The organism is Burkholderia sp. Nafp2/4-1b (assembly GCF_003635165.1).
Lineage (GTDB): Bacteria > Pseudomonadota > Gammaproteobacteria > Burkholderiales > Burkholderiaceae > Burkholderia.
In genome coordinates this window covers 121187-147756 of the sequence record NZ_ML058615.1, presented here as the reverse complement: position 1 = coordinate 147756, position 26570 = coordinate 121187, and the positions used below count along the sequence as shown (strand labels likewise).

Genomic DNA, 26570 nt, shown 5'->3' with positions numbered 1-26570 from the left:
CCTAATCGGTCAGTTGCGGCCGAATTCCGCGTCAGAGGCAATCACGTTGACAAGACGGCCAAGACCGTCGATTTCGCACACGACTTCGTCGCCCGCCTTCACATCGACGATGCCTTCCGGCGTACCGGTCAGGATGATGTCGCCGGGTGCGAGCGACATGAAGCTGCTCAAATACTCGATGAGCGCGGGAATGCCGGTCACCAGATCCCGCGTGTTGCCCTTTTGCTCGAGCTTGCCGTTCACGAACGTGCGCAATTCCAGGTTCGTGACGTCGGCAACGTCGGCCGCATCGACGAACCACGGGCCCAACACGGTGCCGCCGTCGCGATTCTTCACGCGCAGGTTCGGGCGGTAGTAGTTCTCCAGATAGTCGCGGATCGCGTAGTCGTTCGCGATCATGTAGCCCGCAACGTATTGCATCGCGTCTTCGCGCTTGACCTCTTTGGCCGGGCGGCCGATCACGACCGCCAGCTCGCATTCGTAGTGCATGAACGTGACGTCGGCAGGACGGCGCGTGACCCCGCGGTGACCGATGACGGACCCCGGCCCCTTCAGAAACACCAGCGGCTCGTCCTGCTTCGAGAACTGCAGCTCCTTCGCATGCTCCGCGTAGTTCAATCCCAGTGCGAAGATCGTCCCCGGCTCGATCGGCGCGAGCCACACGACGTCGCTTTCGCGGCACACACGGCCGTCGGCGAGCCGGACGCCCGCTTCGTGCGGATACGCTTCATGAATCGCGCCCGAATAGGCAACACGGCCCCGCATCATTGTTGACCTCCTGCTGCTTCGCTCGTCATCGAAAACGTGAGGGTCGGCCATCCCCCGATCGATACATGAACGACATCACCTGCATGAGCCAGAGGCGCACCGCGAGGCACGCCCAGTGTGAGCACATCCCCCGCTGATAGCGTCATGAAGTCGGTGACGTCCGCGATCAGTTGCGCGACGTTCCGGATCGACGTCGCCGTATTCGCGCTGAACGTCTCCTTGCCGTCGATGCTGACCGAGATCGGCAATGCGTCCGGGTCCGCGACCAGGCGACGCGCGACGACGGTCGGCCCCATTACGCAAAAGCCGTCCCGCGCACGGAACCGCACCGATGGGCGATACACGCTTTCATGCGGCACGCACAGATCGGCCACGATCGTGTATCCGGCGACATATCCGAGCGCGTCGGCAACGCTCACATGCGACGCGGTCCGCCCGATGACGATCCCGAGCGAGCCGCCGATCTGAACGCCGCTCGTGCCGTTCGGCACCACAACCTTCGCGCCGTGCCCGGCCAGCGTGTTGCGGGGCTTGACATACAACACCGGCGCTTTGGGCGGCGCTTTGTACGGCGCGGCGTTGACCGCATCGCCCAGTGCCTCGAGCGCCGCGCGGTCGTTCAGCAACGTCCCATAGACGGCGCCCTCGACCGGGGGCCGGCAATTCGCTCCGCTCGACAACAGAGACGCCGCCGTACGGGCGTCGACATCGCGCGCAACCGGCTCCCCTTCAAGGCGAAGCACGTGGTCGACGGGTGCAAACATCACGATTCGTTCCTCCGGCGTTCACTCACATGTTAGTATTATTTCGCCTGATATTATCGGGCGTCAAGAGAGAACATGCAGGCCAACAGAATTCCCGGCTGCACCGAAGCAGAAGCGCAATCAACGGTATGGATGTCAAAGACAAGCACGACGCACCCCATCGCAACCTTCCGATGATGCTCCTGCGCGCGCGGGAGAAGATCATGGAGCGGTTCCGGCCGCTCCTGACCGCGCACGGGCTTACCGAGCAGCAATGGCGCATCATCCGCGCGGTGCACGAGCAAGGGCCGCTGGAGCCGCGACAGCTTTCGGATCTGTGTACGATCTCGAGCCCGAGCATGGTCGGCGTTCTGGCGCGCATGGAGGCTCTGGAACTGATTACGAAGGAGCGGTTCGCGGAAGACCAGCGACGCGTTCTGGTCTCGCTGACGCCGACCAGCATCGAGCTGGTTCGGGCCCTGACGAAGGATCTGGAAATGCGATATGCCGACCTGGAACGCGAGGTCGGCAAGGATGTCGTGGCGCGGGTCTACAAGGCAGTCGACGATCTGCTTTCCGGGCTGGAAGAACACTGATTGCTCGCGTGCGTGCGGCCGGCGCGGCGACGCGCCGCCGTCATCCCTGAACCGGCAACCCCAGCCGCCAGTTCAAATTCCTGCGCGCCTGCGTCTCGCAACGCGTGTAGAAGAAGTCCGTCAGATAGATGCGCGGGCGGGCGAGCAGCCCGCGAAGCAGGCTTCGCTCCTGAAGGTCGTACGCCCGGTCGTCAAGATCGGGGCGCTCCGCGCGCAGGCGCCGGCCGTCATCGCGAAACCGGCGGCGAGCCGCACCCAGCGCTGCCAGATCGATGTCGCATGCGAAGCGCGTATCCGGTTCTTCAGCGGCGCCCGCATGGTTCGTCGCGACAATCATCGCGCAGATCCGCTCGCACGCGCCGATTCGCCCCGCCGCCCGGCTTCGGAACCAGTCCGCGCTGCGCGGTTCGTTGTCCTGCGCGCCTGGCACGAAAATCACGTCATGGAACCACAGCGCGAGTTCGACGGCGTCCGGGTCCGGAATCGCGTCGCGCGCGAGATCGAGCTGACGCAAGCAGCGCCGCACGTGCACGAGCGTATGGTAATGACGCACCGGCTCCGCGTAGCAGTGCGCGAGCATCCGATAGACGTCCTCGGCATGCGTGCCGCCGCTGGATGACCACAACGCGACAAACCGTGCGCGCGTCCGGTTCACGTTCACTCCTTGGGGCGGGGCGTCCATGACTTCGACGCGCTCAGAGAAATTCCCGGCGAATGTCGATGCTCGAACGCTGTCCGATGTTGCCGTAATGATGCGCGAGCCATGCATCCGCTTCGCGTCGTCCGTGGTCACGCAGCTCGCTCAGGAAACCCCAGTCCGCGTTGTACTTGCTCGAGACGCTCAACGCGCTCAGCGCGTCGTCGGCGCGAATCGAATGGATCAGCATTTCCTTCATGTCGCCGCGCTGGATCGTCCCCTGCTGGATCAGCTCGGTGACGAACGCGATGGCGCGCATCTCGCGCATCAGCGACGAATTGAAACTGATCTCGCTGATCCGGTTGAGGATCTCCGCGGCCGTGGTCGGTACGCCGCGGCGCACGAGCGGATTGATGTGCACGATCACGACGTCGCGCGTCGCGCAGTGGTAGATCAACGGGTAGATGGCCGGATTGCCCATGTAGCCGCCATCCCAGTAGTACTCGCCGTCGATCGACACGGCCTGGAACAACGTCGGCACGCAAGCCGATGCGAGGACGGCGTCGGCGCAAATGTCTTCCGCCGTGAAGAGACGTATTTTTCCGGTCTCGACGTTGGTCGCGCACAGATACAACCGGATCGGACACTGCTTGCGCAGCGCGGCGAAGTCGACCTGGCCGTCGAGCACTTCGCGCAGCGGATTCAGGTTGTTCGGATTGAACTGATACGGCGAAAAAACGCGCAGCATCATGTCGGTGAATGCATACACCGGCGAATGATCGAGCCCGAAGCTGTGCGTGCCCTTCAGCCACGGCACCCAGCGCAGCGGGTTGTAGCGCTCCGCCGAGTGCGCGACCGCCTGCCAGAAATCGTTCAGCGCCTGACGCGCACCGTCCTCGCCGCCCTGTTGGAGCCCGTACGCAAGTACGACGGCGTTCATCGCACCGGCGCTGGTCGCGCTGACCCCTTCGATGTCGAGCCGCCCGTCTTCGAGCAGCCGGTCGAGCACGCCCCACGTGAAAGCCCCATGCATCCCGCCGCCCTGCAACGCGAGCGCGATCGGCTTGCGCGGCACATCGTTGCGGCGTCTCGTGTGCGTGGTCGCCATGCCCGTCTCCTCAACGCCCCGTCATGCGGAGCAGCAACCTGTCATTGAACGCACGTCGTCACGCGAGGCGTGGCGGTGCGCCGTCGTTCCATTCATTCCGCGTGCGTGCCGCACGCATCCAGCAGCGCTTTCGCTTCCCGCAGATCGTTCGTCGCAAACCCTTCGGTGAAGCCAGCGTACACATCGGACAGCGCCTGCTTCGCCTCGGCCGTCTTTCCCTGCCGTTGCAACAGCCGGGCGAGATCGGACGCGGCGCGCAATTGCAGCGCGCGGGCGCCCTGCCGGCGTGCGCGCTCGATCGCTCTGTGAAGGCAGTCGACGGCTTGGTGGTCGCTTGCCGCTGCAGCGCTGTCCTCGCTCGTCGTTTCCGCGAGATAGACCCCCATGAGCCGGTACAGCTCGGCCTCGTAGCAATGCTCGCCGGATTGCTCGACGATCGCCAACGCGTCGTCCAGCGTCGCGAGCGCCGCGCGCGCGTCACCGGTGCGCCAGTAGCTGTCGGCGATCAGCGCGAGAAAATACGGCCGCTGGTCTTCGCCGCCGGCGGCCCGGTGCGCATCGAGCCCCTGCCGCATCTGCGCGATACCGCCCTGGAGGTTGCCTTGCGCGCTCATCGCCCAGCCGCGAAACAGCGTCCCGCATGCGAGCCAGTACGGCAAGCCGTGCTCCGTGGATACGGCAATGACCGCCTCCGCGCGCTCGGCGGCAAGCGCAGGCTCCCCGCGGAGTTGGTGCAAGTGCGCGATGTAGGTCAGACTGAACGCCAGCGACGGCCCATACGCCAGGGACTTTGCCAGCGCGAGCGCATCCACGCTGCGTTCGAGCGCCTGGTCGGGATAGCCCTGAAACCACAAGGTGAGCAGGAGGAAACTGAGCGCGCGAATGCCGGGATCCACTCCGTGCGCGAACACATGCGCCTGATGCTGCTCCGGATCGTAGATGGCCAGCGCCTGCTCCAGATGTGTGCGCGCCGCCGCGAAATCGCCCTTCAGGAACAAGCACGAACCCAGCGCACTGTGCGCCTCGATCAGAAAATCCGGATCGTTCGCATCGCGGGCCGTACCGAGCATCTGCTTGCCGAGGTCGGTCGCGAGCGCATATTCGCCGCGCACCACGTGGTGCATCCGCAATCCCAACTGCGTCGCGAAGCGTTGCGATGCCTCCCCGGTCCGCTCGCACAACGCGAGCGCGCGCGTATAGGTCGCGCCCACTTCCGTCGAGCCGTAGCCGCGAACATCCATCAGGACGGGCCCGAGCGAAAGCAGCAGCGTCAGTTCCCAATGCGCGCGCAACGGTGTGTCCGGCAGGCCCTTCAGCAACGCGAGCGCCGCGCCGAGGTGATTCATTGCATCGTGATGGGCCGCATGGCGCAGCGCCTGTTGCGCCGCACGATGCAGGTATTCGACGGCCTTCGGAATGTTGCCGCTCTGACTGTAGTGGTGCGCGAGTTCGCTGCAGTAGTCGGCGATGCGCGTCGGGAACAGCAACTCGATCGCCTGCGCGGTGCGCTCGTGCAGCGTGGTACGCCGCTCGGTCAGCAGCGAGCGCCCGGCCACTTCCTGGGTCAGCGCATGCTTGAACGCATAACTGACCTCCGGAAAGGCCGGGCGCTCGTAGATGAACTCCGCCGCTTCCAGATGCGCGAGCAGACGCCGCAGTTCGTCGTCCGGTGCCGACGCGTCCGCGCAAATGCGCCGGATCAGGCTGAACGGAAACTCGTGGCCGATCACGGCCAGTGCCTGCAGCAGTTCCTTTTCCTCGATCGGCAGCCGGTCGATCCGCGCGGCGAGCACGCCCTGCACGGTCGTCGGAATGTGCAGCGTCGCCGGTGTCTCGACGACCCGATAGCGCCCGGCCTCGCCGAGCAGCGACTGCTCCTCGACCAGCGTCTGGACCACTTCCTCGATGAAGAACGGATTGCCCTCCGTCTTCTCCAGAATCAGCTGCTTGAGCGGCGCGAGCGAGCGATCCTCGCCGAGCAGCGCCGCGAGCAGCCCTTGCGCATCGGCGCGGCCGAGCGGTTCGAGCCGGATCTTGCTCCAGTGCGCCGCGTGCGCCCATGCAGGCCGATACTCGGGCCGGTAGTTCACCAGCAGCAGGATGCGCGCGTCCGGCACGTGGTCGATCAGGTAGGTCAGGAAGGCTTCCGTCTCGCGGTCGAGCCACTGCAGATCCTCGAACAGCAGATGGACCGGCTGGTTCTGGCTCTCCCGCACGAGCAACTGCCGGATCGCGTCGAAGGTACGGTCGCGCCGGATTTGCGGATCCATCTCGACGAGTACCGGCGCGCCTTCACCGATGCCGAGCAGATAGAGCACGTACGGCACGAGTTCCTCGAAGCTGCGCTCCAGCGCGAGCGCCTTGCCGATGACCTTTTCGCGGCAGCGCCGCTCGTCGTCCTGCGTCGTGATCTGGAAATAGTTCTTCAGCAGTTCGATGAGCGGCAAATTGGGAAACGCCTTGCCGTGCGAGACGGAGAACGTCTCGAGCACCAGCGCGCCGCGACGTGAGCGCTCCTTGAACTCGTGGAACAGGCGCGACTTGCCGACGCCGGCCTCCCCCACCACGCCAACCACGCGGCCATGGCCGCTCCGCATGGTTTCCAGCGCGCCGTTCAGGTGCTCCATTTCCGTCTCGCGGCCGACGAACCGCGCGAACCCACGGTGCGCGGCCAGTTGCAGGCGCGTGCGCAATGCACCGAGGCCCAGCACCTCATAGACGCTCAGCGGCGCGGGAATGCCCTTGAGCTGTGTTGCCCCGAGCGCCTTGAACTCGAAATAGCCTTCCGCCAGCTTGTGGGTCGACTCGCTGACGAGAATCGACGTCGGCGCCGCGATGCCCTCGATCCGCGACGCGATATGGATCGTATGCCCGAGCGGATCGTAATCGGTGTGCAGGTCGGCGGTGCGGATCGAACGGACGACGACCTCGCCCGTGTGAACGCCGACGCGAATCTGCAGAGGAATGCCTTCCTGCAGACGAATGCGGTCGCCGTGCTGCCGCATCGCGTGCTGCATGCGCAACGCGGCGAACAGCGCCCGCTGTGCATGGTCTTCGTGCGCGATCGGTGCGCCGAACAGCGCGAGGATGCCATCGCCGAGCGATTTTGCAACGTAGCCTTCGTAGTAGTGGACGGCTTCCATCATCAGCTCGACAACCGGCACGATCAGCCGATGCGCGACTTCGGGATCGAGGTCGTGGATCAACGCGGTCGAGCCGGCCATGTCGGCGAACAGCGCGGTCACCGTCTTGCGTTCGCCGGCAGGTTCGCCGCGCGCTTCCATCGCCGCGTGTTCGGCGCGGATCCGCTCGGCGAGATGATCGGGCGTGTAATGAACGGGGGTAGGCGGCAGCTCGGGCGCCGATGGAGGGAAAATTGCGGGCGCGGCGGCGGCTGTCGCGAGCGGCGTCCCGCAATTGCTGCAGAAGCGGGCCGCGGGTGTCGTCTCGCATCCGCACTGCGGGCAGGTGCGGGACAGCACGGCCTGACATTCCCGGCAGAACCTCGCGTCGGGAGGATTCTCGGATCCGCAGATTGTGCAGCGCATAAAACCCTCTGCCTGCCAAGGGTCGACATCTGAATATTATGCGCTGCGCGCTGCGGGAATCCAGGTTCGGTGAGCGGTATGTTGCATGTCGATGAGCGGACGAATCGACGATTCAACGGTAGTCGATCCGTACTCGAAACGTCGGCCAGAGCGAAACACCATGGATGTGCAGCGCCACGATGCGGCGCGATCGCTCCCTCTCGAACGGATCTGAAGATTCGACCCGCGCATCGATGGCTGCGACAATACCGCGATCGAATCGATTCGGGGTGTCGATGGAACTCAGGCAACTGCGCTATTTCGTCTGCGTCGTGGAGCACGGCAGCATGGGCAAGGCCGCACTGGAGCTCGGTGTGGTGACGTCCGCGCTGAGCCAGCAGATCAGCCGCCTCGAGAGCGAGTTGTCTACTCGCCTGCTGCAACGCACGTCCGCGGGGGTCGTCCCGACGGATGCGGGTCTCGCATTCTGGAGACAAGCGCAGCTCGCGCTGCGCCACGTCGACGACGCGGCCGTTGCGGCCCGTCAGGCGCGCCTGTCGGGCCACGTGAGCGTCGGGCTCGCACCGAGCACCACCGGGGTGCTCGGCCTCGCCTTCATGAAAGCGATGCGGCAGCGCTATCCGGATGTCCGGCTGCGCATGGTCGAAAGCCTGTCGGGCTACCTCGGCGCGATGCTGAGTGCACGGCAAATCGATCTGGCGGTGCTGTTCCGCGAAGAACCCGCGCAGCGCTGGAGCGTCATGCCGTTGCTCGACGAGCATCTGTTCGTGATCGGCGCCGCCGACCAGCCTGGCATGCCTGCAGGGCCGCAAGTCTCCCTCGCGAACCTCGGCGCACTGCCCCTCATCCTGCCCAGCGGCCCGCACGGCCTGCGTGCATTGCTCGACGCCGCCTTCGCTCGTACCGGTTTCAGCCCGTACATCGCCGCCGAAGTCGACGGCCTCGCGATGTTGATGGACGCCGTGCGCGGTGGCCTTGGCGCAACGATTCAACCGGGCGCGGCGCTCGCGCGGCACGAAAATTCCACGCTCGCCAGCGTCGCGGTCGCCGACGTACACGCGATCAGGCCCAACCTGATCGTGAGCATTTCCGACGACGAGCTATCGCCCGCCGGGCTGGCAGCGCGGGTCGTGCTCGCCGACGTCGCGCGCGACATCGTCGCGGCCGGAGGATGGCCCGGCGCCACGCTGCGCGCCCAGCCTCTTCACGAAAACTGAAGACGTGTTGCCGTTCCGCTGATGGCGGCACGTCGGGTCGATCCGTAGAGTGACGTCTCAAAGGAGACAGCTCAGATGGTCGACGTTCTCGTAATCGGCGGAGGCAATGCCGCACTCTGCGCCGCATTGATGGCGCGTGAAGCCGGGGCCTCGGTCCTGCTTCTCGAATCGGCCCCGCGCGAATGGCGCGGCGGAAACTCCCAGCACACCCGCAACCTGCGCTGCATGCATGACGCGCCGCAGGACGTTTTGGTCGGCGCCTATCCCGAAGAGGAATACTGGCAAGACCTGCTGAAGGTCACCGGTGGCATCACGAACGAGGCGCTGGCCCGGCTGGTGATCCGCGCGTCGTCGACGTGTCGTCCGTGGATGCATTCGCATGGCGTGCGTTTTCAGCCACCGCTGTCCGGCGCGCTGCACGTCGCGCGAACCAACGCATTCTTCATGGGCGGCGGCAAAGCGCTGGTGAACGCGTATTACCGCAGTGCCGAAGCGCTGGGTGTACGGATCCGTTACGACACGCCGGTCGATGCGATCGAACTCGACGGCGAGCGCTTCGTCGCCGCGCGCAGCGGCGCACAACGCTTCGAGGCCCGCAGTTGCGTGCTGGCGGCAGGCGGATTCGAATCCAATCGCGAATGGTTGCGCGAAGCCTGGGGACAAGACGAGCGCGGCGAATGGCCCGCTGACAACTTCCTCATCCGCGGCACGCGGTTCAATCAAGGCGTGCTGCTCAGATACATGATCGACGCCGGCGCGGACACGATCGGCGACCCGTCGCAGTCGCATTGCGTCGCGATCGACGCCCGCGCGCCGCTCTACGACGGCGGCATCTGCACGCGCATCGACTGCGTGTCGCTCGGTGTCGTCGTCAACCGCGATGCACGGCGCTTCTATGACGAGGGTGAAGATTTCTGGCCGAAGCGCTATGCGATCTGGGGCCGGCTCGTCGCCGGGCAACCGGGCCAGATCGCCTACTCGATCATCGACGCGAAGGCGGTCGGACGATTCATGCCGCCGGTATTTCCCGGCGCGAGAGCCGATTCGCTGCCGGAGCTCGCGCGCCGCCTGAATCTGCCCGAGCACGCGTTTGTCGACACGCTGCGCGCGTACAACGCCGCATGCCGGATCGGCACCTTCGACCACACGGCGCTCGACGACTGTCGTACCGAAGGGCTGTCGCCCGCGAAAACCCACTGGGCGCGTCCGATCGACACCCCCCCATTCTTCGGTTACGCGCTGCGCCCCGGCATCACGTTCACGTATCTGGGGCTCAAGGTCAACGAACTCGCGCAAGTCCATTTCGGCGGACGGCCGAGCGGCAACCTGTTCGTTGCCGGTGAAATGATGGCCGGCAACGTGCTCGGCAAGGGATATACGGCTGGCGTCGGCATGTCGATCGGCACCGCATTCGGGCGTATCGCCGGCACTCAGGCGGCGAAGGCCGCTCAATCGACTGGAGTTCAATGTGCAGAATCTTGAAGAGCGCGTTCGCGACGCGCAGCCGCTCGCGCCCGCCCGCCGGGCGTCCGGCGGCACAAGCGGTGCCGCGGTCATTCGCGTGCATCCCGTCACCGACAACGAAGCGGAGGTTTCGCGGCAGATGAGCATCTGCAACGCGTGCCGCTATTGCGAAGGATTCTGCGCGGTCTTTCCGGCCATGACGCGCCGCCTCGATTTCGCGAAGGCCGACGTCAACTACCTCGCCAACCTGTGCCACAACTGCGGCGCGTGCTATCACGCGTGCCAGTACGCGCCGCCGCACGAGTTCGCCGTGAACGTGCCGAAGGCGATGGCGCAAGTCCGCTTCGATACGTATGTCGAATATGCGTGGCCCGCACCGATGGGCCGGCTCTACCAGCGCAATGGTCTCACGGTCGCACTCGCGCTGGCTGCCGCGCTCGCGTTGTTCCTGCAGCTCGGCGTCACGATGCACGGTTCGCTGCTGAACGGTCCGGTGGGCGGCAACTTCTATGCGATTTTTCCGCACAACCTGCTTGCCGTGATGTTCGGCAGCGTGTTCGGCGTGGCCATGCTCGCACTGGGAATCGGTGTGACGCGATTCTGGCGCGACGTGTCGGCAGGCACAGCGAACGGTCCTGCAGTCGCCGAAGCAGCGAAGCACGCGCTTGCGCTGACCTATCTCGACGGCGGCCACGGTGACGGCTGCAACGAGTCGGACGATGCGTTCACGCTCGCTCGACGACGCTTCCACCACTTCACGTTCTACGGCTTCATGCTGTGCTTCGCGGCCACCGTGGTGGCGACGTTCTATCACTACGCGCTCGGCCTGCACGCGCCGTACGCGTTCCTGAGCCTTCCCGTGCTGCTCGGCACGACGGGCGGAATCGGCCTGCTGATCGGGCCGGCCGGCTTGCTTTGGCTCAATGTGCGTCGCGCCACGGAGCGGACCGATCCGAAGCAACGCCCGATGGATCGCGGCTTCATCGCGCTGCTGATGCTCGTGAGCGCGTCCGGTCTGGCGCTGCTTGCGTGGCGCGACAGCAGTGCGATGGCGTGCCTGCTGGCCATCCATCTCGGTGTCGTGATGGCGCTTTTCGCCACGCTGCCGTACGGAAAATTCGCGCACGGCATCTTCCGCTGCGCGGCACTGCTCAAGTCGTCGATCGAAAAACGCCAGGCCACGCGCCTGCAATCGAGCCCGGATTGAACCGGGTCATGCGAAGCGATTCGGCCTGTCGCCGGATTCGTACAAGACATCCATAGGAGACACATCATGCATCGCTCACCGCCAGCTGCCCAGGACCGCGCTGCCACTCGAACGTCGACGTTCGGCACGGTCCTGCGCGTCACCAGCGGCAACTTCCTCGAGCAATTCGATTTTTTCCTGTTCGGCTTCTATGCGACCACGATCTCGCGGGTGTTCTTTCCGACCGCAAGCGAATTCGCATCGCTGTTGCTGACGTTCGCCGTATTCGGTGCCGGCTTCCTGATGCGTCCGCTCGGCGCGATCGTATTGGGCGCGTACATTGACGAAGTGGGTCGGCGCAAGGGGTTGATCGTGACGCTTTCGATCATGGCGAGCGGCACGGTTCTCATCGCGTGCGTACCGGGCTATGCGACGATCGGACTCGTTGCACCGGTGCTGGTGCTGCTTGGACGCCTGCTGCAGGGCTTTTCCGCGGGTGCGGAACTCGGCGGCGTGTCCGTCTATCTGGCGGAAATGGCGACGCAGGGATACAAAGGCTTCTACACGAGCTGGCAGTCCGCCAGCCAGCAAGTCGCCATCGTCGTGGCCGCAGCGCTCGGCTATGTGCTGAATCATCTTCTGACGAGCCAGGAAATCGCCGCGTGGGGCTGGCGCATTCCGTTCTTCATCGGTTGTGCGATCGTGCCGGCGATTTTCCTGCTTCGCCGAACGCTGCGGGAAACCGACGAATTCAAAGCACGCACGCATCATCCGCGCGCGCGCGAAGTGTTCGCGACGATGCTGCAAAACTGGCGCACGGTATTTGCCGGCATGCTGCTCGTGGCGATGACGACGACCACTTTTTATCTCATCACGATCTACACGCCGACCTTCGGCAAGGCCGTCCTGAAACTGTCCACGGCCGACAGCCTGATCGTTACGTTGTGCGTGGGCGTGTCGAATTTCTTCTGGCTGCCCGTCGGCGGCGCATTGTCGGACCGCATCGGACGCAAGCCGATTCTCGTGGCCATCACGATCATGGCCATCGCGACGTCGTATCCCGCGCTTGCATGGCTGTCGTCCGCACCCAGCTTCGGTCGGATGCTCGGCGTGCTGTTGTGGCTTTCATTCTTCTTCGGGATGTACAACGGCGCGATGGTTGCGGCACTCACCGAAATCATGCCCGTCAACGTTCGGGTGGCGGGTTTCTCGCTCGCGTTCAGTCTGGCGACCGCCGTCTTTGGCGGCTTCACGCCCGCGGTGTCGACCTTTCTGATTCAGGTCACCGGAGACAAGGCGGCGCCAGGGTACTGGCTCAGTGCCGCAGCCTGCTGCGGACTGCTGGCCACCCTTGCGCTCTATCGCCGAGGTGGCGCCGCGGAACGCGCGGCTTCACTTGCCTGACCGGCGCTGGCGGGCCGCGCATGCGCGAAGTGGACATGCGCCGGCCGGTCGCGGCCCGCCACCGGCATACCGGGGCGGCACCACGACCGACGAATGGCAAACGGCCTACTGCTCCACCGACGGAAGCAGGATGCTGCGCGGAATCAACATGATCAGTACGCAGCTGACCAGCAGGCACGCGCCCAGCGCATACGTGCCGTTGTTGATGTTGCCGGTCATCTCCTTGGCAATGCCGGTGATCATCGAACCCGTGAAGCCGGACAGGTTGCCCACCGAGTTGATCAGCGCAATGCCGGCGGCGGCGGCCGTGCCCGACAGGATCTGGCCGGGGAAAGTCCAGTAGATCGGCATCAGCGCGAGAATGCCGCACGTCGCGATGGTCAGGAACAGGATCGACAGTCCGACGTTCTGCGCGCACGCCGCGCTCGCGATCAGACCGACGCCGCCGATCAGCGCGGGAATCGCCGCGTGCAGGCGACGTTCGCCGGTCTTGCGCGAGTGCGATGCATTCCACACCATCGCAAAGATGGCCGTCAGGTACGGTATTGCGGTAAGCAGGCCGATATGCAGCGGGCTCCGCACGCCCGACGCGCGGATGATCGACGGCAGCCAGAACGCCAGCCCGTAGAAGCCGGTATTGAACGTGAGCAGGATGAACGTCAGCAGCCAGACGCGCGGGCTGCGCAGCGCGGCACCGACGCTGTGCGACTTGTGCGTGGCCTCGCGTTCGAGGTTGCGCGACACCACCGCCTTCTCGTCGGTGGACAGCCATTTCGCCGACTGCGGACCATCGCCGAGGCAGGCCAGCACGATGAACGCCACCACGATCGACGGCAGCCCTTCGAGCAGCAGCATCCATTGCCAGCCGCTCATGCCCGACAAGCCATGCGTCTGTTCCATCAGCCATCCGGAAACCACACTGCCCAGCGTGAGACTCAGCGGGATCGCCACCAGGAAGCCCGACATGGCCACGCTCTGGCGGCGCGCGGGAAACCAGTAATTCATGTACAGGATCACACCCGGGAAGAAGCCGGCTTCGCACAGGCCGAGCAGGAAGCGCAGCGTGTAGAACATGGTGGACGTCTGCACGTGGAAAAACTGCGCGAGCGGCACGATGAAAGCCATCGACGACGACACGATGCCCCACGTGATCATGATCCGCGCGATCCAGAAGCGTGCGCCGTAACGATGCAGCAGCAGGTTGCTCGGCATCTCGAACAGGAAATAGCCCCAGAAGAAAATGCTGGCGCCGAGCGCATAGACGCCGTCGCTCAGATGCAGGTCGTCGAGCATCTGCAGCTTGGCGAAACCCACGTTGACGCGGTCCAGATACGCGACGACGTAGCAGAGCAGCAGCAATGGCAGGATGCGCCGCATGACCTTCCGGTAAAGGGCGTCCTCGGAGGAATCGGCCGCGGCCGAGGCGGCAGCGGTCTGTGTAATGGATGGCATCGGTCTTGTCTCCTGATCGTGTAGGTCTTCTTCGTACCGGCGGGTTCGGTGATGCACTGATGTTACCGATAACATTCCGGGGCAAAAAAAATCCGCCGACGGAACGACGGGAGCAACCGGTGCGCTGATACCGATAACATCAATCAAGTTAGCATGCCGTGACGTGTGCATTCAAGGCCTGAACCACGCGTGGTTTCCCTAGTGCCGACGTCGCGGCAACGGACGCCCGGCGGCAGGCCTGCACGGCATCCGGCACCGGTATGATGTAGCCTTCCCGGCTTTCTCCCGATCGCGATTCCGATGCCCAGTCCCACTGCCGTCCGGCCCGCCGGACCGCCCCGCATGTCCGATGTAGCGCGCCTGGCCGGCGTATCGAAGATGACCGTATCGCGTGTGCTTGCCGGCCACAGCGTGGCCGCCGACACGCGCGAACGGGTGTGCAGGGCCATCGACCAGTTGGGCTACGTGGCCGATGCCGCGGCAGGCGCACTGTCGTCGGGGCGCTCGGAATTCGTCGCGGTGCTGGTGCCGTCGCTGTCGAGTTCGAACTTTTCCGACACGGTGCGGGGTTTGACCGATGCACTCGAACCGCACGGCCTGCAACTGCTGCTCGGCGATACCGACTATGACCTGGAGCGCGAGGAACGGCTGGTGCGCTCGATGCTGCGCCACCAGCCGCGCTGCATTGCGTTGACGGGTGCGCAGCACACCGATGCGACGCGCAAGCTGCTGGAGCGCTCGGCCATTCCTGTGGTCGAGATGTGGGATCTGCCCACGCGCCCGATCGATACCGCCGTGGGCTTCTCCAACGTGCGCGCCGCGCGTGCGATGGTGCGGCACCTTGCCGAGCGCGGTTACCGGCGCATCGGCTTTCTCGGCGGCGCGAGCGAACTGGACCGCCGCGGCCTGGACCGGCTCAACGGATATCGGGCGGAGATCAAGGCACTCGGACTGTGCGCGCCGCGCGTCGTGCGGCTGGGCGACTCGCCGATCACGATGAGCCACGGCGGGCCCGCGATGGCGGCCATGCTGGAGCAGTGGCCCGACACCGACGCCGTGATGTGCGTGAGCGACATGTCGGCGTTCGGCGCGATCATGGAGTGTCACCGGCGCGGACTGTCCGTGCCGGGAGACGTCGCCGTGGCCGGCTTCGGCAACTTCGAAGTGGCGACTTGCTGCCACCCGACCATCACGACGGTTTCGGTCGATGCTTACGGCATCGGCCTGCACACGGGTGAGGCGCTGCTGGGCGCGCTGCAAGCACGCGATGACGGCGAACCGGCCGAATCGCGAAGCATCCGCATCGACTACACGATCGTCGTGCGGGAAAGCGCCTGAGCGACCGGGCCCTTCCTCAACGCGAAATCCCCGTGCTAACATCAGCTCGAATGTTACCGGTAACTATCCGGCACGAAAAAACGGCTACGGCCCCATTCGGAGACAGCCCGCCATGTCACACCCCGCTCGCCGCCTGCGCAGTCAGGAATGGTTCGACGATCCCGCGCATGCCGACATGACCGCGCTCTATGTCGAGCGCTTCATGAACTACGGCCTGACGCGCGAAGAACTGCAGTCCGGGCGCCCCATCATCGGCATCGCGCAGACTGGTAGTGATCTCGCGCCGTGCAACCGCCATCACATCGAACTGGCCGAGCGCACCAAGGCCGGCATCCGCGACGCGGGCGGTATTCCGATGGAGTTCCCCGTGCATCCGCTGGCCGAGCAGAGCCGCCGGCCCACGGCCGCGCTCGACCGCAATCTCGCATACCTGGGCCTGGTGGAAGTGCTGCACGGCTTTCCGCTGGACGGTGTGGTGCTCACGACCGGCTGCGACAAGACCACGCCCGCGTGCCTGATGGCCGCGGCCACGGTCGACATGCCCGCCATCGTGCTGTCGGGCGGGCCGATGCTCGACGGCTGGCACGAGGGCAAGCGTGTCGGTTCGGGCACGGTGATCTGGCATGCCCGCAACTTGCTGGCCGCCGGAGAGATCGACTACGAGGGCTTCATGCAGCTGACCACGGCCTCGTCGCCGTCGATCGGCCACTGCAATACCATGGGCACGGCGCTGTCGATGAACAGCCTGGCCGAGGCGCTCGGCATGTCGCTGCCGGGCTGCGCGAGCATTCCGGCCGCGTACCGCGAGCGAGGCCAGATGGCGTATGCGACCGGCAAGCGTGCGGTCGCGCTGGTTCGCGAAGACGTGCGCCCATCGAAGATCATGACGCGCGCGGCATTCGAGAACGCGATCGTCGTCGCGTCCGCGCTCGGCGCATCGACGAACTGCCCTCCGCACCTGATCGCGATTGCACGCCACATGGGCGTCGAACTGAGTCTCGACGACTGGCAGCGTTTGGGTGAATCCGTGCCGCTGCTCGTCAATTGCATGCCGGCCGGCGAATACCTCGGGGAAAGCTTCCACCGCGCCGGTGGCGTGCCCGCGGTGCTGCGCCAGCTCGATGCGGCCGGCCTGCTGCGGCGCGACTGCGTGACCGTGTCCGGCCGCGCGATCGGCGAGATTGCCGACGCCGCGCCGGACGCCGATCGCGACGTGATTCGCACGCCCGACGAGCCGCTCAAGCATGGCGCAGGCTTCATGGTGCTGTCGGGCAACTTCTTCGACAGCGCCATCATGAAGATGTCGGTGGTCGGGGAAGCCTTTCGCCGGACCTACCTCGCCGACCCCGGTGCGGAGAATACGTTCGACGCACGCGCGATCGTGTTCGACGGCCCCGAGGACTACCATGCCCGCATCAACGATCCCGCGCTGCAAATCGACGAACGCTGCATCCTGGTGATCCGCGGCTGCGGCACGGTCGGCTACCCGGGCAGTTCGGAAGTGGTCAACATGGCGCCGCCTGCCGAGCTGGTGAAGCGTGGCGTGACGTCGCTGCCGTGCCTGGGCGACGGACGCCAGAGCGGCACGTCGGCCAGCCCGTCGATCCTGAACGTGTCGCCGGAAGCCGCGGTGGGCGGCGGCCTCGCGCTACTACGCACGAACGACCGCATCCGCGTCGACCTGAATCGCCGCAGCGTCGACGTGCTCGTCGATGAAGACGAACTCGCGCGCCGCCGCGAGACTGCAAGCTTCGCCGTGCCCCAGGCGCAAACGCCGTGGCAGGAGCTCTATCGCCGGTTCGTCGGCCAGTTGTCCACCGGCGGTTGTCTCGAACCAGCCACGCTGTACCTGAAGGTGATCGAGCAGCGCGGCAACCCGCGCCACTCGCACTGACCCAACCGCTCCACGATCTTGCCGAGCCGACCATGCGAAATCTCTCCGTTTCCGACTGCCTGCCGCACGACCTCGCCGACGCACTGCTGATCGGCCGCGTCTGGCGGCACGATGGCGCCCACGCGGGCCCGAGCGTCGTCGCCGTGCGCGGCGGCGAACTGTTCGACATCACGCGCGTCGTGCCCACCACCGCGGATCTGTTTGACCGCCCCGACGCGGTCGATATCGCTCGTGCCGCCCCCGGCGAATCGCTGGGCCGCGTCGAGCCGCTGCTGCAGGCGGCGCTCGACGGCACGTCCGGCGCCACGCATCTGCTCGCGCCGTGCGACGTGCAGGCCATCAAGGCGTGCGGCGTCACGTTTGCGGTCAGCCTGATCGAACGCGTGATCGAGGAACAGGCCGGCGGCGATCCGGCCAAGGCGCGGAACGTGCGCGAAACGATCGCCGCGACCATCGGCACCGACCTGTCGAAGATCGTTCCCGGTTCGGAAGCCGCGATGCGTCTGAAGGCGGAACTCGAACGCCGCGGCGCGTGGTCGCAATACATGGAAGTCGGCATCGGCCCCGATGCCGAGGTGTTCTCGAAATCGCAGCCGATGTCCGCGGTGGGCTTCGGCGCGGACGTCGGTCTGCTGCCGGCGTCGGTCTGGAACAACCCGGAACCGGAGATCGTGCTGGCGGTCAGCAGCGCCGGCACGCCGGTCGGCGCGGCGCTCGGCAACGACGTGAACCTGCGCGACATCGAAGGCCGCTCGGCGTTGCTGCTCGGCAAGTGCAAGGACAACAACGGCTCGTGCGCGATCGGCCCGTTCGTGCGGTTGTTCGGCGGCGGTTTCACACTGGACAGCGTGCGGCACGCGAGCGTATCGCTGCGCGTCGAAGGCGCGGATGACGGCTTTGTCCTCGACGGCATCAGCCACATGCGCGAGATCAGTCGGGACCCGGCCGACCTTGTCGCGCAGACGTGCGGCACGCACCATCAGTACCCGGACGGCTTCATGCTGTTCCTGGGGACGATGTTCTCGCCGATCCAGGATCGCGATGCGCCGGGCGGCGGCTTCACTCATCACCTCGGCGACCGCGTGACCATCTCCACGCCCACGCTTGGCGCACTCGTCAACACCGTGCGGCTGTGCACCGAGATCGCGCCGTGGACCTTCGGCGTGCGCGCGCTGTATGCGAATCTGGCCGCGCGCGGGCTGCTCGGTGCGTGACGCGGAGCGTTTCGCAGGGGGCGTTCATGCTCATCGGTCGGCTACGGAGCCGCTGCCGCCCTCTCACGCTCCTTCCTCCACCTCCTCCGCCCGGCTCGCAAGATAATCGACCAACCGCTGCGCGGCGGGCTGCAGCGCGTCGAAGCGCCGGAAACACACGACGAACCGGCGCTTCGCCCACGCATCGGTGAGCGGCACTACCTTGATGCCGAGTACCGGCCGGTACGTCTCGGCCACTTCGACGGGCACGACGCTGATGCCGAGGCCCGACGCGACCACGCGAAACGCGGCATCGAAACTCGACACGATCACGCGGTACGACACCGTCTTGCCCGCGCCGGCCGCCGCGCGCTGCAGCATCGTGTGCACGGCCGTCGACGGCAGCAGGCCGACGTGCTCGTAGCCGAGCGTCTGCTCGAAGCGCAACGATGCCTCGTTCGCGAGCGGATGATCGCGATGCACGGCCAGCGCCAGCCGATCCTGTCGATACGGCCGGTGCTGCAAGCCCTGCAGGTCGACGCTGTCCCAGCACACGCCCACGCTCGCCGCGCCTTCGCGCAACTGCCGCACGAGCTCGGACGACAGCCGCTCTTCCACGTCGACGCGGATGTTCTCGTTGGCCGGCTCGCGCATGAACGATGAAATGTCGTCGAGCAACGCTTCCGCGATCGCGGAAGCAGACGCGCAAATGCTGACGTGCCCCTTCAGCCCGCCGCCGAACGCGGCGATGTCGCTCGCGATGCGCTCCATCGTGAACAGCATGCTGCGCGCATGCTCGAGCAGCGCATTGCAGGCGGCCGTCGGTTCGACGCCGCGTCGCGAACGCGTGAGCAGCGGCACGCCGAGATCGCTCTCGAGTTGCGCGATGCGCTTGCTGATGGCGGACGGTTCGATATGCGCTTCCTCCGCTGCCCGCGCGATGTTGCGGTGATCGCATACGGCCACCAGCAACCGCAGCGTCTTCAGGTCGATGTCGCGCATTCGCCGTCTCCAGGCTTAGACATTCCGGTTCGGAAGCATGACGGTTCCGAAATACCGCTTTAATGTTCAACAGGAATGTCTAAAGTTAGCACAACGCCGGCGCATCCACGACCGGCCAAGCACATGGAGACAGCCCCTTGCCCTCGTTCCCCCAGCACGTGGTCGTTCGCGAAGTCGGCTTGCGCGACGGACTGCAAAGCATCCAGCGCATTGTTCCGACGGAACGCAAGCTCGAATGGATCCGCGACGCGCACGCCGCCGGCCAGCGCGAGATCGAGGTCGGCTCGTTCGTGCCGGCGCGGCTGCTGCCGCAACTCGCCGATACGGCCGAACTGGTCACGTACGCGAAGACGCTGCCCGGCCTGCGCGTTTCGGTGCTGGTACCGAATCTGAAGGGCGCCGAGCGCGCGCTTGAGATGGGTGCCGACCTGATCCTCGTGCCGCTGTCGGCGAGCCGCGCACACAGTCTCGCGAACCTGCGCAAGACGCCCGACGAAGTCGTCGCCGAAGTCGCCCGCATTCGCGCCGCGCGCGACGCGGCCGGGTCGAAAGCGCTGATCGAAGGCGGGATCGGCACCGCGTTCGGCTGCACGATCCAGGGCCGCGTCGAGCCGTCGGAGGTGCTGCGCTGCATGCAGGCGCTGCTCGATGCGGGCGCCGATCGCGTGAGCCTCGCCGATACCGTCGGCTATGCGGGCCCGGCCGCCGTGCGCGAATTGTTCGACAAGGCGCTCGAGATCGCCGGCACGCGCTTCTGGTGCGGTCATTTTCACGACACGCGCGGGCTCGCGCTCGCGAACGTCTATGCGGCGCTCGAAGCGGGCGTCACGCGCTTCGACGCGACGCTGGCCGGTATCGGCGGCTGTCCGCATGCGCCAGGCGCGAGCGGCAACGCATCGAGCGAAGACCTGGCATTCATGCTCGCCGACATGGGCATCGAAACCGGCATCGACATCGCCGCGCTGCTCGAATTGCGCGCGAAGGTGGCCGGCTGGCTCGACGGCGAGACGCTGCACGGTGCGCTCTGGCGTGCCGGCCTGCCCAACACCCACGCCGCCGCGACTGTCACGACCGACTGAGACGATCATGAACCACGACACCCGACTCCCTCTCGACGGCGTTCGCGTCATCGAATTCACGCACATGGTGATGGGGCCGATCTGCGGGATGATCCTCGCCGATCTCGGCGCCGAAGTGATCAAGATCGAACCGCCGGGCGGCGACAAGACCCGCAACCTGCCCGGCCTCGGCATCGGCTTCTTCCGGTCGTTCAATCGCAACAAGAAGAGCGTCGTGCTCGACATCAATTCGCCGGAAGGCAACGAAGCGGCGGTCGAACTGATCGGCACCTGCGACGTGATGCTCGAAAATTTCCGCCCCGGCCTGATGACGAAGCTCGGCCTCGACTACGCGACGCTGTCGAAGCAGTACCCGAAACTCGTCTACGTATCGCACAAGGGCTTCCTGCCCGGCCCGTACGACAAGCGCCTCGCGCTCGACGAAGTGGTGCAGATGATGGGCGGGCTGTCGTACATGACGGGGCCGGTCGGCCGTCCGCTGCGCGCCGGCACGTCGGTCAACGACATCATGGGCGGCATGTTCGGCGCGATCGGCGTGCTCGCCGCGCTGCGCGAGCGCGAACGTACGGGTCTCGGCCAGGAAGTCCAGAGCGCGCTGTTCGAGAACTGCGTGTTTTTGTGCGCGCAACACATGCAGCAGTACGCGATGACCGGTGAGGCGCCGCCGCCGATGCCCGCGCGCGTGTCGGCGTGGAGCGTCTACGACGTGTTCACGCTGGCCGACGGCGAACAGCTTTTCATCGGCGCGGTGAGCGACAAGCAGTTCATCACGCTGTGCGACGTGCTCGATTGCCCCGAACTCGCGGCCGAACCGGACTTCGCGACCAACGCGTCGCGCGTCGCGGTGCGTCCGCAGTTGCTTGAGCGGCTCGGCGCGATCCTGAAACACCATCGCGCTGACGAACTGTCGGCGAGGCTCGAAGCGGCCGGCATTCCGTACGCACCGATCGCGCGTCCGGAGCAACTGCTCGACGACCCGCATCTGAAGGCGAGCGGCGGCCTGGTGCCGATGCAGACCGACGACGGCGGCACGACCGAGGTCGTGTTGCTGCCGATCACGATGGGCGGACGGCGCCCCGGCGTGCGCCAGGCGCTCGCACGCGTCGGCGAGCATACGCAGGAGGTGCTGTCGCGCCTGAAGCGCAGGGCGATCGCATGAGCGTGCTTTCGCACGCGCTCGGCCCACCGTAGCGAGCAGCCGAACCGGCGCACGAGCGACGTGCGCGCATCTACCTTCGTCACGGCCGGCACATCGATAAAAAACGCCGCCGATGCAAAATGTCAGGAGACAGACATGCAGCAGACCCTCACCGCGCGCAGCGCCGCGCTCGACACGCCCGCTGCCCGCGCCGGCGTCAACGTTGGCGCCGCAATCTCCGCGCGCATGGACCGGCTTCCGGCCACCCGGCATCTGTGGATGCTCGTGCTGCTCATCTCGCTCGGCGGCTTCTTCGAGGTCTATGACCTGATCTTCACCGGCTATATCGCGCCGGGCATGACGAAGAGCGGGCTGCTGCAGACCACCACGCAAGCGTTCTTCGGCTTCACCGGGATCGCCGCCTTCATCGCGGCAACGTTCGCCGGGCTGTTCGTCGGCACGTTCGGCTGCGGCTGGATGCCCGACCGCTACGGACGCCGCGCCGTGTTCACGTTCTCGCTGCTGTGGTACTCGGTCGGCTCGGCCATCATGGCGTTCCAGACGACGCCGGACGGCGTGCTGCTGTGGCGCTTCATCACCGGCATCGGCGTCGGCCTGGAAATCATCACGATCGATACCTACGTGACCGAGCTGGTGCCGCAACACATGCGCGGCCGCGCGATGGCGTTCAACCAGGTCGTGATGTTCGCGGCCGCACCGGTTGCCGCGCTCCTGTCGTGGTGGCTCGTGCCGCAGACGGTGTTCGGGCTCGACGGCTGGCGCATCGTCGTGCTGGCCGGTTCGGCCGGCGCCGTGATCGTCTGGTTCATTCGCCGCGCGGTGCCGGAAAGCCCGCGCTGGTTGGCTGCACGCGGCGACATCGAGAAGAGCGAGCGGATCGTCAGCGAGATGGAAGCGATCGTCGCGCGCCAGTCGGGCGCACCTCTGCCGCCGGTGGTCGATGCGGTCGCGCCGCCCGACGTGCCGCGCGCGGCCTTCGCGACGCTCTGGCGCGCGCCCTATCGTTCGCGCCTGCTGATGCTGATCGCGTTCAACTTCTGCCAGGCGATCGGCTACTACGGATTCGCGAACTGGGTTCCGACGCTCTTGATCGGCCAGGGCATCACCGTTACGAAGAGCCTGCTGTACGCGTTCATCATCGCGTTCGCGATGCCGGCGGGGCCGCTGCTCGCGATCCTCTATGCGGACCGCGTCCAGCGCAAGCATCTGATCGTCGGCGGTGCGCTCGCCGTGATCGTCTGCGGGCTCGCGTTCGGCCAGATGAAGGCCGTGGTGCCGCTCATCGTGCTCGGCGTGCTGATCAGCCTCGCCGGGCAGACGATCTCCGTGTCGTTTCACGCCTACCAGTGCGAGCTGTTCCCGACCGAAGTGCGCTCCCGTGCGAGCGGCATCGTGTATTCGGCGAGCCGCGTCGGCGCGATGACGTCGGGCTTCGTCATCGCCGCGCTGCTGAAGGACTTCGGCGTGCCCGGCGTGTTCACCGGGATCACGATCTTCATGCTGCTGGTGGCGCTGGTGATCGGCGTGTTCGGCCCGCGCACCAACGGTATGCGGCTCGAGGAACTCAATCGCTGATGCGCGGCGCACGCGGGAAGGCGCCATTGCGAAAAGATGCATGCATCGATGCGCACCACGGCCTTCCCGTTCGCCTGTGCTGCATCCCGTGCTACATCTTCCCCGCCAGATGAAACCGCGACGCCGGATGCCACAGCCGGACCGACGTGGCGACGTGCTCGCCAACCCAGGTGCGACGTCTCAGCACCAGGCACGGTTCGCCGATTTCCATCACGAGATGCCGGCGCACCTGCGCATTGGGTTTCTCCGCATAGATCCGGAATTCCGCGCGCTGGATCGGCGCGAGCCGCACCATGTAGTGGTTCGGCGTCTCGATCGAGAAATCCTGCTCCAGATAGGCGGGAAACAACGCCGGATTGACGTAGCGATCCTCGAACTGGATCGGCTCGTCTTCCTCGAAATGCACGATGCGCGAATGAAACACCGGCCCGGAACGAAGACCGAGCGCTTCGATCGCTTCCGCGTCGACGCTGCGCTCGATCAGCAACACGCGGGCACTGTGCCGATGACCGCGCTCGGCAATCTCGTCGGCGATGTTGCGGATCTCCAGCACCGTCGATTCGTAATGCCGGCGCTCGACGAACGTGCCGGCACCCTGGATGCGGGTCAGCACGCGCTCGGCCGTCAGCTCGCGCAGCGCGCGCGACACCGTCATCCGCGCGACGCCGAATTCCTTGACCAGCTCGGCCTCGGTCGGGATGGCGCCGCCCGGCTTCCAGTCGCCCTTCGCGATCCGCTCGACGACGTAGCGCTTGATCTGTTGATAGGCCGGCAGTGCGCGCGCCGGCACGGCATCGCCCGATGCCGCGGCCGGCCGTGCGAAAGGTCGTCGTTCCGTTTCGTTCATGCACCCTCGACCGAATGAATGATGGATGAGCCGCCCGTCGTCACTGCAATGGCGGCGGTTCGCCCGCGACGATGCCGGACGCGACCGCGATGTCGTCGGCCAGCGGCCGGTCGTCGCGATACACCGGCACGCGTTCGCGGACATGCCGCCGCAGCGCGTCGGTCGATGCGGCGCTGCGCGCTTCGTTCGCTTGCAGATCGTAGGCCTGCGCGGCGGCAAGCAGCTCGATCGCGAGCACCCGCGTTGCATTCTCGATGATGTCGAGCGCCTTCAGCGCGGCCGGCGTCGCGTGGCACAGGTGATCTTCCTGCAGCCCCGACGTGATGCCGCCGTCGAGGCTCGCGGGCGCCGCGAGCCGCTGGTTCTGCGCGACCAGCGCGACCGCCGTGTACTGCGCTATCATGAACCCCGAACACGTGCCGCCCGGCGCCGCGAGAAACGCGGGCAGCCCGCTCACGAGCGGATTGACGAGACGGTCGAGCCGCCGCTCGGCGATCGCGGCGACCTGCGCCATCGCGGCCGCGAGGCTGTCCATCGCCAGCGCGATGCCCGCGCCGACCGCGTGCGCCTGCGAATGAACGGTCGGCGCGTCGCGCGTGCCGGCCACGATCGGATTGTCGGTGACCGATGCGAGCTCGCGATCGACGACTTCCGCCGTGGCCGCGAACACGTCGCGGGCCGCGCCATGCACATGGGGAATCGTGCGCAGGCTGAGCGGATCCTGCGTATGCCGACCGTTCGCCGCGGCAAGCATCGGGCTGTCGGCGAGCATCGTCCGCAAGCGCGCACCGACGTGCCCGATACCGGGCGAAATCCGCAGCGCGAGCGGCGCCGGGTCGAACGCGGCGAGTTGCCCGCCAAGATTCTCGAAGCTGGCCGCCGCGATCCAGTCGGCCCAATCGAGCAGCCGTTCCGCGCGGGCGAGTGCGAGCGCGGCGAGCCCCGTCACGCACGGCGTGCCGTTGACGAGGCTCAACCCTTCCTTCGCGCCGAGCTCGAGCGGTTCGCGGCCGATGCGCCGCAGTGCCTCGTCGCCGCGAATGCGTTCGCCGCGATGGCGCGCATGGCCATGCCCGATGCAGACGAGCGCGACGTGCGCCATGTGGGTCAGATAGCCGACCGAGCCGTGCGCCGGCACCTCCGGCAGGCAATCGTGGTCGAGCAGCGCGACGAGCTGGTCGACGACGTCGGCACGGACGCCCGAATGTCCGTGCGCGTAATTGTTGATCGCCGCCGCGATGATCGCGCGCGTCTCGGCCGCGCCGAGCGGCATGCCGACGCCGACCGCGTGGCTCATCAGGATGTTGCGCGACAGCGCGCTCTGCTGTGCCGGCGACACGATCACGTTGCACAGCGCGCCGACGCCGGTATTGACGCCGTACGCGCGAATCCCGCGCGCGACGATCTCGTCGACGAGTTCGCGAGCGGCCACGACACGCGTGCGCGCGTCGTCCGCCAGCGCCAGCGGCTCGCCGGCCGCCACCGCCGCCACCTGTCGCCAATCGAGTGGCTGAGCCCTACGGAATACGGTCATCGCAGCCTCAGTTCGTGGTGCGGTCGTGGTGGCTCGACACGAATTGCCGGAAGCGCTCGGAGGTCTGGCCGCCGAATACTTCGTCGGGTGTGCCGTCGGTATCGACTTCGCCCTGATGCAGGAACATCACGCGATTCGACACGTGCCGCGCAAAGCCCATCTCATGCGTGACGACCAGCATCGTGCGCCCTTCTTCCGCGAGCGAGCGCATCACGCGCAGCACCTCGCCGACCAGCTCCGGGTCGAGCGCGGACGTCGGTTCGTCGAACAGCATCACCTTCGGATGCATCGCGAGCGCGCGGGCGATCGCGACGCGCTGCTGCTGGCCGCCCGACAGATGGGCCGGATAGTAGCCGCGCTTGTCGGCGAGGCCGACGCGCGCGAGCAGCGCCTCGGCCTCCTCGACCGCTTCCGCGCGGCTGCGCTTCTGCACGCGCAGCGGCCCCTCGACGAGATTATCGAGCACCGTCATGTGCGACCACAGGTTGAAGTTCTGGAACACCATCCCGAGCTGCGAGCGGATCCGGTCGACCTGGCGCCGGTCGCTCGGATGCAGCTTGCCGTCGCGCGCGCGCTTCATCGCCAGCGCCTCGCCGGCGAGCGCGACGGAGCCGTCGTCGGGCGTCTCGAGCAGGTTCAGGCAGCGCAGGAACGTGCTCTTGCCCGAGCCGCTCGCGCCGAGGATCGAGATGACGTCGCCCTCGTACGCGTCGAGCGAAATGCCCTTCAGCACATGGTGATCGCCGAACGACTTGTGAATGTTCTTGACCGACAGCGCAACGGGAGCAGCGGTGTTCATCGGGTTCTCCTGGTAAGGACGGGCACG

General features: G+C 66.3%; 21 protein-coding genes. 11 read left to right on the top strand and 10 right to left on the bottom strand.

What is annotated here, in order from left to right; all coding sequences use genetic code 11:
• Window positions 1-9: 9 nt before the first annotated feature.
• Window positions 10-768 carry a fumarylacetoacetate hydrolase family protein gene (locus C7H84_RS22930; RefSeq protein ID WP_121860902.1) on the bottom strand — a complete coding sequence of 253 codons (759 nt, stop codon included), beginning with the start codon at window positions 766-768 and terminating at the stop codon, window positions 10-12.
• Window positions 765-1532 carry a fumarylacetoacetate hydrolase family protein gene (locus C7H84_RS22925; RefSeq protein WP_121860901.1) on the bottom strand — a complete coding sequence of 256 codons (768 nt, stop codon included), beginning with the start codon at window positions 1530-1532 and terminating at the stop codon, window positions 765-767. Before C7H84_RS22925 ends, C7H84_RS22930 begins: the two co-directional genes overlap by 4 nt.
• A 173-nt stretch (window positions 1533-1705) precedes the next feature.
• Here C7H84_RS22925 and hpaR point away from each other — a divergent pair, with 173 nt between their 5' ends.
• A complete protein-coding gene (gene hpaR / locus C7H84_RS22920; RefSeq protein WP_121860958.1) occupies window positions 1706-2107 on the top strand; it encodes a homoprotocatechuate degradation operon regulator HpaR in 402 nt (133 codons plus the stop codon).
• 40 nt (window positions 2108-2147) lie between these two features.
• Here the strand turns inward: hpaR and C7H84_RS22915 are convergent, their stop codons facing one another.
• From C7H84_RS22915 to C7H84_RS22905, 3 genes are all read right to left on the bottom strand, one after another.
• The gene (locus C7H84_RS22915) at window positions 2148-2762 is read right to left on the bottom strand and encodes a hypothetical protein (RefSeq protein ID WP_121860957.1); all 615 of its coding nucleotides are present in this window, start codon (window positions 2760-2762) and stop codon (window positions 2148-2150) included.
• A gap of 40 nt (window positions 2763-2802) precedes the next feature.
• Window positions 2803-3852 (bottom strand): patatin-like phospholipase family protein, encoded by a 1050-nt coding sequence (locus C7H84_RS22910; RefSeq protein WP_121860900.1) that lies wholly within the window; start codon window positions 3850-3852, stop codon window positions 2803-2805.
• Between the two features lie 92 nt (window positions 3853-3944).
• A complete protein-coding gene (locus C7H84_RS22905; protein WP_121860899.1) occupies window positions 3945-7400 on the bottom strand; it encodes an adenylate/guanylate cyclase domain-containing protein in 3456 nt (1151 codons plus the stop codon).
• A gap of 275 nt (window positions 7401-7675) precedes the next feature.
• Between C7H84_RS22905 and C7H84_RS22900 the strand changes: the two genes are divergently transcribed.
• The 4 genes from C7H84_RS22900 to C7H84_RS22885 all read left to right on the top strand — a co-directional run bounded on the left by C7H84_RS22900 (window position 7676) and on the right by C7H84_RS22885 (window position 12671).
• Entirely contained in the window at window positions 7676-8617 is a 942-nt protein-coding gene (locus tag C7H84_RS22900; protein WP_121860898.1) for a LysR family transcriptional regulator, read from the top strand.
• A gap of 75 nt (window positions 8618-8692) precedes the next feature.
• Window positions 8693-10099, top strand: a complete 1407-nt coding sequence (tcuA, locus tag C7H84_RS22895) for an FAD-dependent tricarballylate dehydrogenase TcuA (protein ID WP_121860897.1) — start codon at window positions 8693-8695, stop codon at window positions 10097-10099.
• Window positions 10086-11288 (top strand): tricarballylate utilization 4Fe-4S protein TcuB, encoded by a 1203-nt coding sequence (gene tcuB / locus C7H84_RS22890; RefSeq protein ID WP_121860896.1) that lies wholly within the window; start codon window positions 10086-10088, stop codon window positions 11286-11288. The genes tcuA and tcuB overlap by 14 nt, the downstream gene beginning before the upstream one ends.
• A gap of 66 nt (window positions 11289-11354) precedes the next feature.
• Window positions 11355-12671: an MFS transporter gene (locus C7H84_RS22885; protein ID WP_121860895.1), complete on the top strand. Its 1317-nt coding sequence runs from the start codon at window positions 11355-11357 to the stop codon at window positions 12669-12671.
• 105 nt (window positions 12672-12776) lie between these two features.
• Here C7H84_RS22885 and C7H84_RS22880 read toward each other — a convergent pair whose 3' ends face one another.
• Window positions 12777-14123, bottom strand: a complete 1347-nt coding sequence (locus tag C7H84_RS22880; RefSeq protein WP_121860894.1) for an MFS transporter — start codon at window positions 14121-14123, stop codon at window positions 12777-12779.
• A gap of 300 nt (window positions 14124-14423) precedes the next feature.
• On the opposite strand from C7H84_RS22880, the gene C7H84_RS22875 reads away from it, so the two are divergent.
• The 3 genes from C7H84_RS22875 to C7H84_RS22865 all read left to right on the top strand — a co-directional run bounded on the left by C7H84_RS22875 (window position 14424) and on the right by C7H84_RS22865 (window position 18569).
• A complete protein-coding gene (locus C7H84_RS22875) occupies window positions 14424-15461 on the top strand; it encodes a LacI family DNA-binding transcriptional regulator (protein ID WP_121860893.1) in 1038 nt (345 codons plus the stop codon).
• A 112-nt stretch (window positions 15462-15573) separates the two neighbouring features.
• Window positions 15574-17355 carry an IlvD/Edd family dehydratase gene (locus C7H84_RS22870; protein ID WP_121860892.1) on the top strand — a complete coding sequence of 594 codons (1782 nt, stop codon included), beginning with the start codon at window positions 15574-15576 and terminating at the stop codon, window positions 17353-17355.
• A 32-nt stretch (window positions 17356-17387) separates the two neighbouring features.
• Window positions 17388-18569: a fumarylacetoacetate hydrolase family protein gene (locus C7H84_RS22865; RefSeq protein WP_121860891.1), complete on the top strand. Its 1182-nt coding sequence runs from the start codon at window positions 17388-17390 to the stop codon at window positions 18567-18569.
• A gap of 63 nt (window positions 18570-18632) precedes the next feature.
• On the opposite strand, the gene C7H84_RS22860 is transcribed toward C7H84_RS22865, so the two are convergent.
• Window positions 18633-19550, bottom strand: coding sequence for a LysR family transcriptional regulator (locus C7H84_RS22860; RefSeq protein ID WP_121860890.1), 918 nt, complete (start codon window positions 19548-19550; stop codon window positions 18633-18635).
• A gap of 137 nt (window positions 19551-19687) precedes the next feature.
• On the opposite strand from C7H84_RS22860, the gene C7H84_RS22855 reads away from it, so the two are divergent.
• The 3 genes from C7H84_RS22855 (at window position 19688) to C7H84_RS22845 (ending at window position 23363) form a co-directional block, all read left to right on the top strand.
• Window positions 19688-20629 carry a hydroxymethylglutaryl-CoA lyase gene (locus tag C7H84_RS22855; RefSeq protein ID WP_121860889.1) on the top strand — a complete coding sequence of 314 codons (942 nt, stop codon included), beginning with the start codon at window positions 19688-19690 and terminating at the stop codon, window positions 20627-20629.
• Window positions 20630-20636: 7 nt separating this feature from the next.
• Window positions 20637-21788: a CaiB/BaiF CoA-transferase family protein gene (locus C7H84_RS22850; protein WP_121860888.1), complete on the top strand. Its 1152-nt coding sequence runs from the start codon at window positions 20637-20639 to the stop codon at window positions 21786-21788.
• Window positions 21789-21923: 135 nt separating this feature from the next.
• Complete coding sequence (locus C7H84_RS22845) at window positions 21924-23363, top strand: MFS transporter (RefSeq protein WP_121860887.1); 1440 nt, start codon at window positions 21924-21926, stop codon at window positions 23361-23363.
• Window positions 23364-23454: 91 nt separating this feature from the next.
• Here the strand turns inward: C7H84_RS22845 and hutC are convergent, their stop codons facing one another.
• Genes hutC through C7H84_RS22830 form a run of 3 tightly spaced genes read right to left on the bottom strand, consistent with a single transcriptional unit; the run spans window position 23455 to window position 26543 of the window.
• Complete coding sequence (gene hutC / locus C7H84_RS22840) at window positions 23455-24210, bottom strand: histidine utilization repressor (RefSeq protein WP_121860886.1); 756 nt, start codon at window positions 24208-24210, stop codon at window positions 23455-23457.
• Between the two features lie 40 nt (window positions 24211-24250).
• Window positions 24251-25744 (bottom strand): histidine ammonia-lyase, encoded by a 1494-nt coding sequence (gene hutH / locus C7H84_RS22835; protein ID WP_121860885.1) that lies wholly within the window; start codon window positions 25742-25744, stop codon window positions 24251-24253.
• A 7-nt stretch (window positions 25745-25751) separates the two neighbouring features.
• Complete coding sequence (locus C7H84_RS22830; RefSeq protein ID WP_121860884.1) at window positions 25752-26543, bottom strand: ATP-binding cassette domain-containing protein; 792 nt, start codon at window positions 26541-26543, stop codon at window positions 25752-25754.
• Window positions 26544-26570 lie beyond the last annotated feature (27 nt).

Coding starts and splice junctions, on each gene's coding strand:
- C7H84_RS22830 (WP_121860884.1), bottom strand. CDS start 26,543: ATGAACACCGCTGCTCCCGTTGCGCTGTCGGTCAAGAACATTCACAAG.
- tcuA (WP_121860897.1), top strand. CDS start 8,693: ATGGTCGACGTTCTCGTAATCGGCGGAGGCAATGCCGCACTCTGCGCC.
- hutH (WP_121860885.1), bottom strand. CDS start 25,744: ATGACCGTATTCCGTAGGGCTCAGCCACTCGATTGGCGACAGGTGGCG.
- C7H84_RS22930 (WP_121860902.1), bottom strand. CDS start 768: ATGATGCGGGGCCGTGTTGCCTATTCGGGCGCGATTCATGAAGCGTAT.
- C7H84_RS22845 (WP_121860887.1), top strand. CDS start 21,924: ATGCAGCAGACCCTCACCGCGCGCAGCGCCGCGCTCGACACGCCCGCT.
- hutC (WP_121860886.1), bottom strand. CDS start 24,210: ATGAACGAAACGGAACGACGACCTTTCGCACGGCCGGCCGCGGCATCG.
- hpaR (WP_121860958.1), top strand. CDS start 1,706: ATGATGCTCCTGCGCGCGCGGGAGAAGATCATGGAGCGGTTCCGGCCG.
- C7H84_RS22850 (WP_121860888.1), top strand. CDS start 20,637: ATGAACCACGACACCCGACTCCCTCTCGACGGCGTTCGCGTCATCGAA.
- C7H84_RS22905 (WP_121860899.1), bottom strand. CDS start 7,400: ATGCGCTGCACAATCTGCGGATCCGAGAATCCTCCCGACGCGAGGTTC.
- C7H84_RS22910 (WP_121860900.1), bottom strand. CDS start 3,852: ATGGCGACCACGCACACGAGACGCCGCAACGATGTGCCGCGCAAGCCG.
- C7H84_RS22875 (WP_121860893.1), top strand. CDS start 14,424: ATGCCCAGTCCCACTGCCGTCCGGCCCGCCGGACCGCCCCGCATGTCC.
- C7H84_RS22880 (WP_121860894.1), bottom strand. CDS start 14,123: ATGCCATCCATTACACAGACCGCTGCCGCCTCGGCCGCGGCCGATTCC.
- C7H84_RS22865 (WP_121860891.1), top strand. CDS start 17,388: ATGCGAAATCTCTCCGTTTCCGACTGCCTGCCGCACGACCTCGCCGAC.
- C7H84_RS22870 (WP_121860892.1), top strand. CDS start 15,574: ATGTCACACCCCGCTCGCCGCCTGCGCAGTCAGGAATGGTTCGACGAT.
- C7H84_RS22885 (WP_121860895.1), top strand. CDS start 11,355: ATGCATCGCTCACCGCCAGCTGCCCAGGACCGCGCTGCCACTCGAACG.
- C7H84_RS22860 (WP_121860890.1), bottom strand. CDS start 19,550: ATGCGCGACATCGACCTGAAGACGCTGCGGTTGCTGGTGGCCGTATGC.
- C7H84_RS22900 (WP_121860898.1), top strand. CDS start 7,676: ATGGAACTCAGGCAACTGCGCTATTTCGTCTGCGTCGTGGAGCACGGC.
- C7H84_RS22925 (WP_121860901.1), bottom strand. CDS start 1,532: ATGTTTGCACCCGTCGACCACGTGCTTCGCCTTGAAGGGGAGCCGGTT.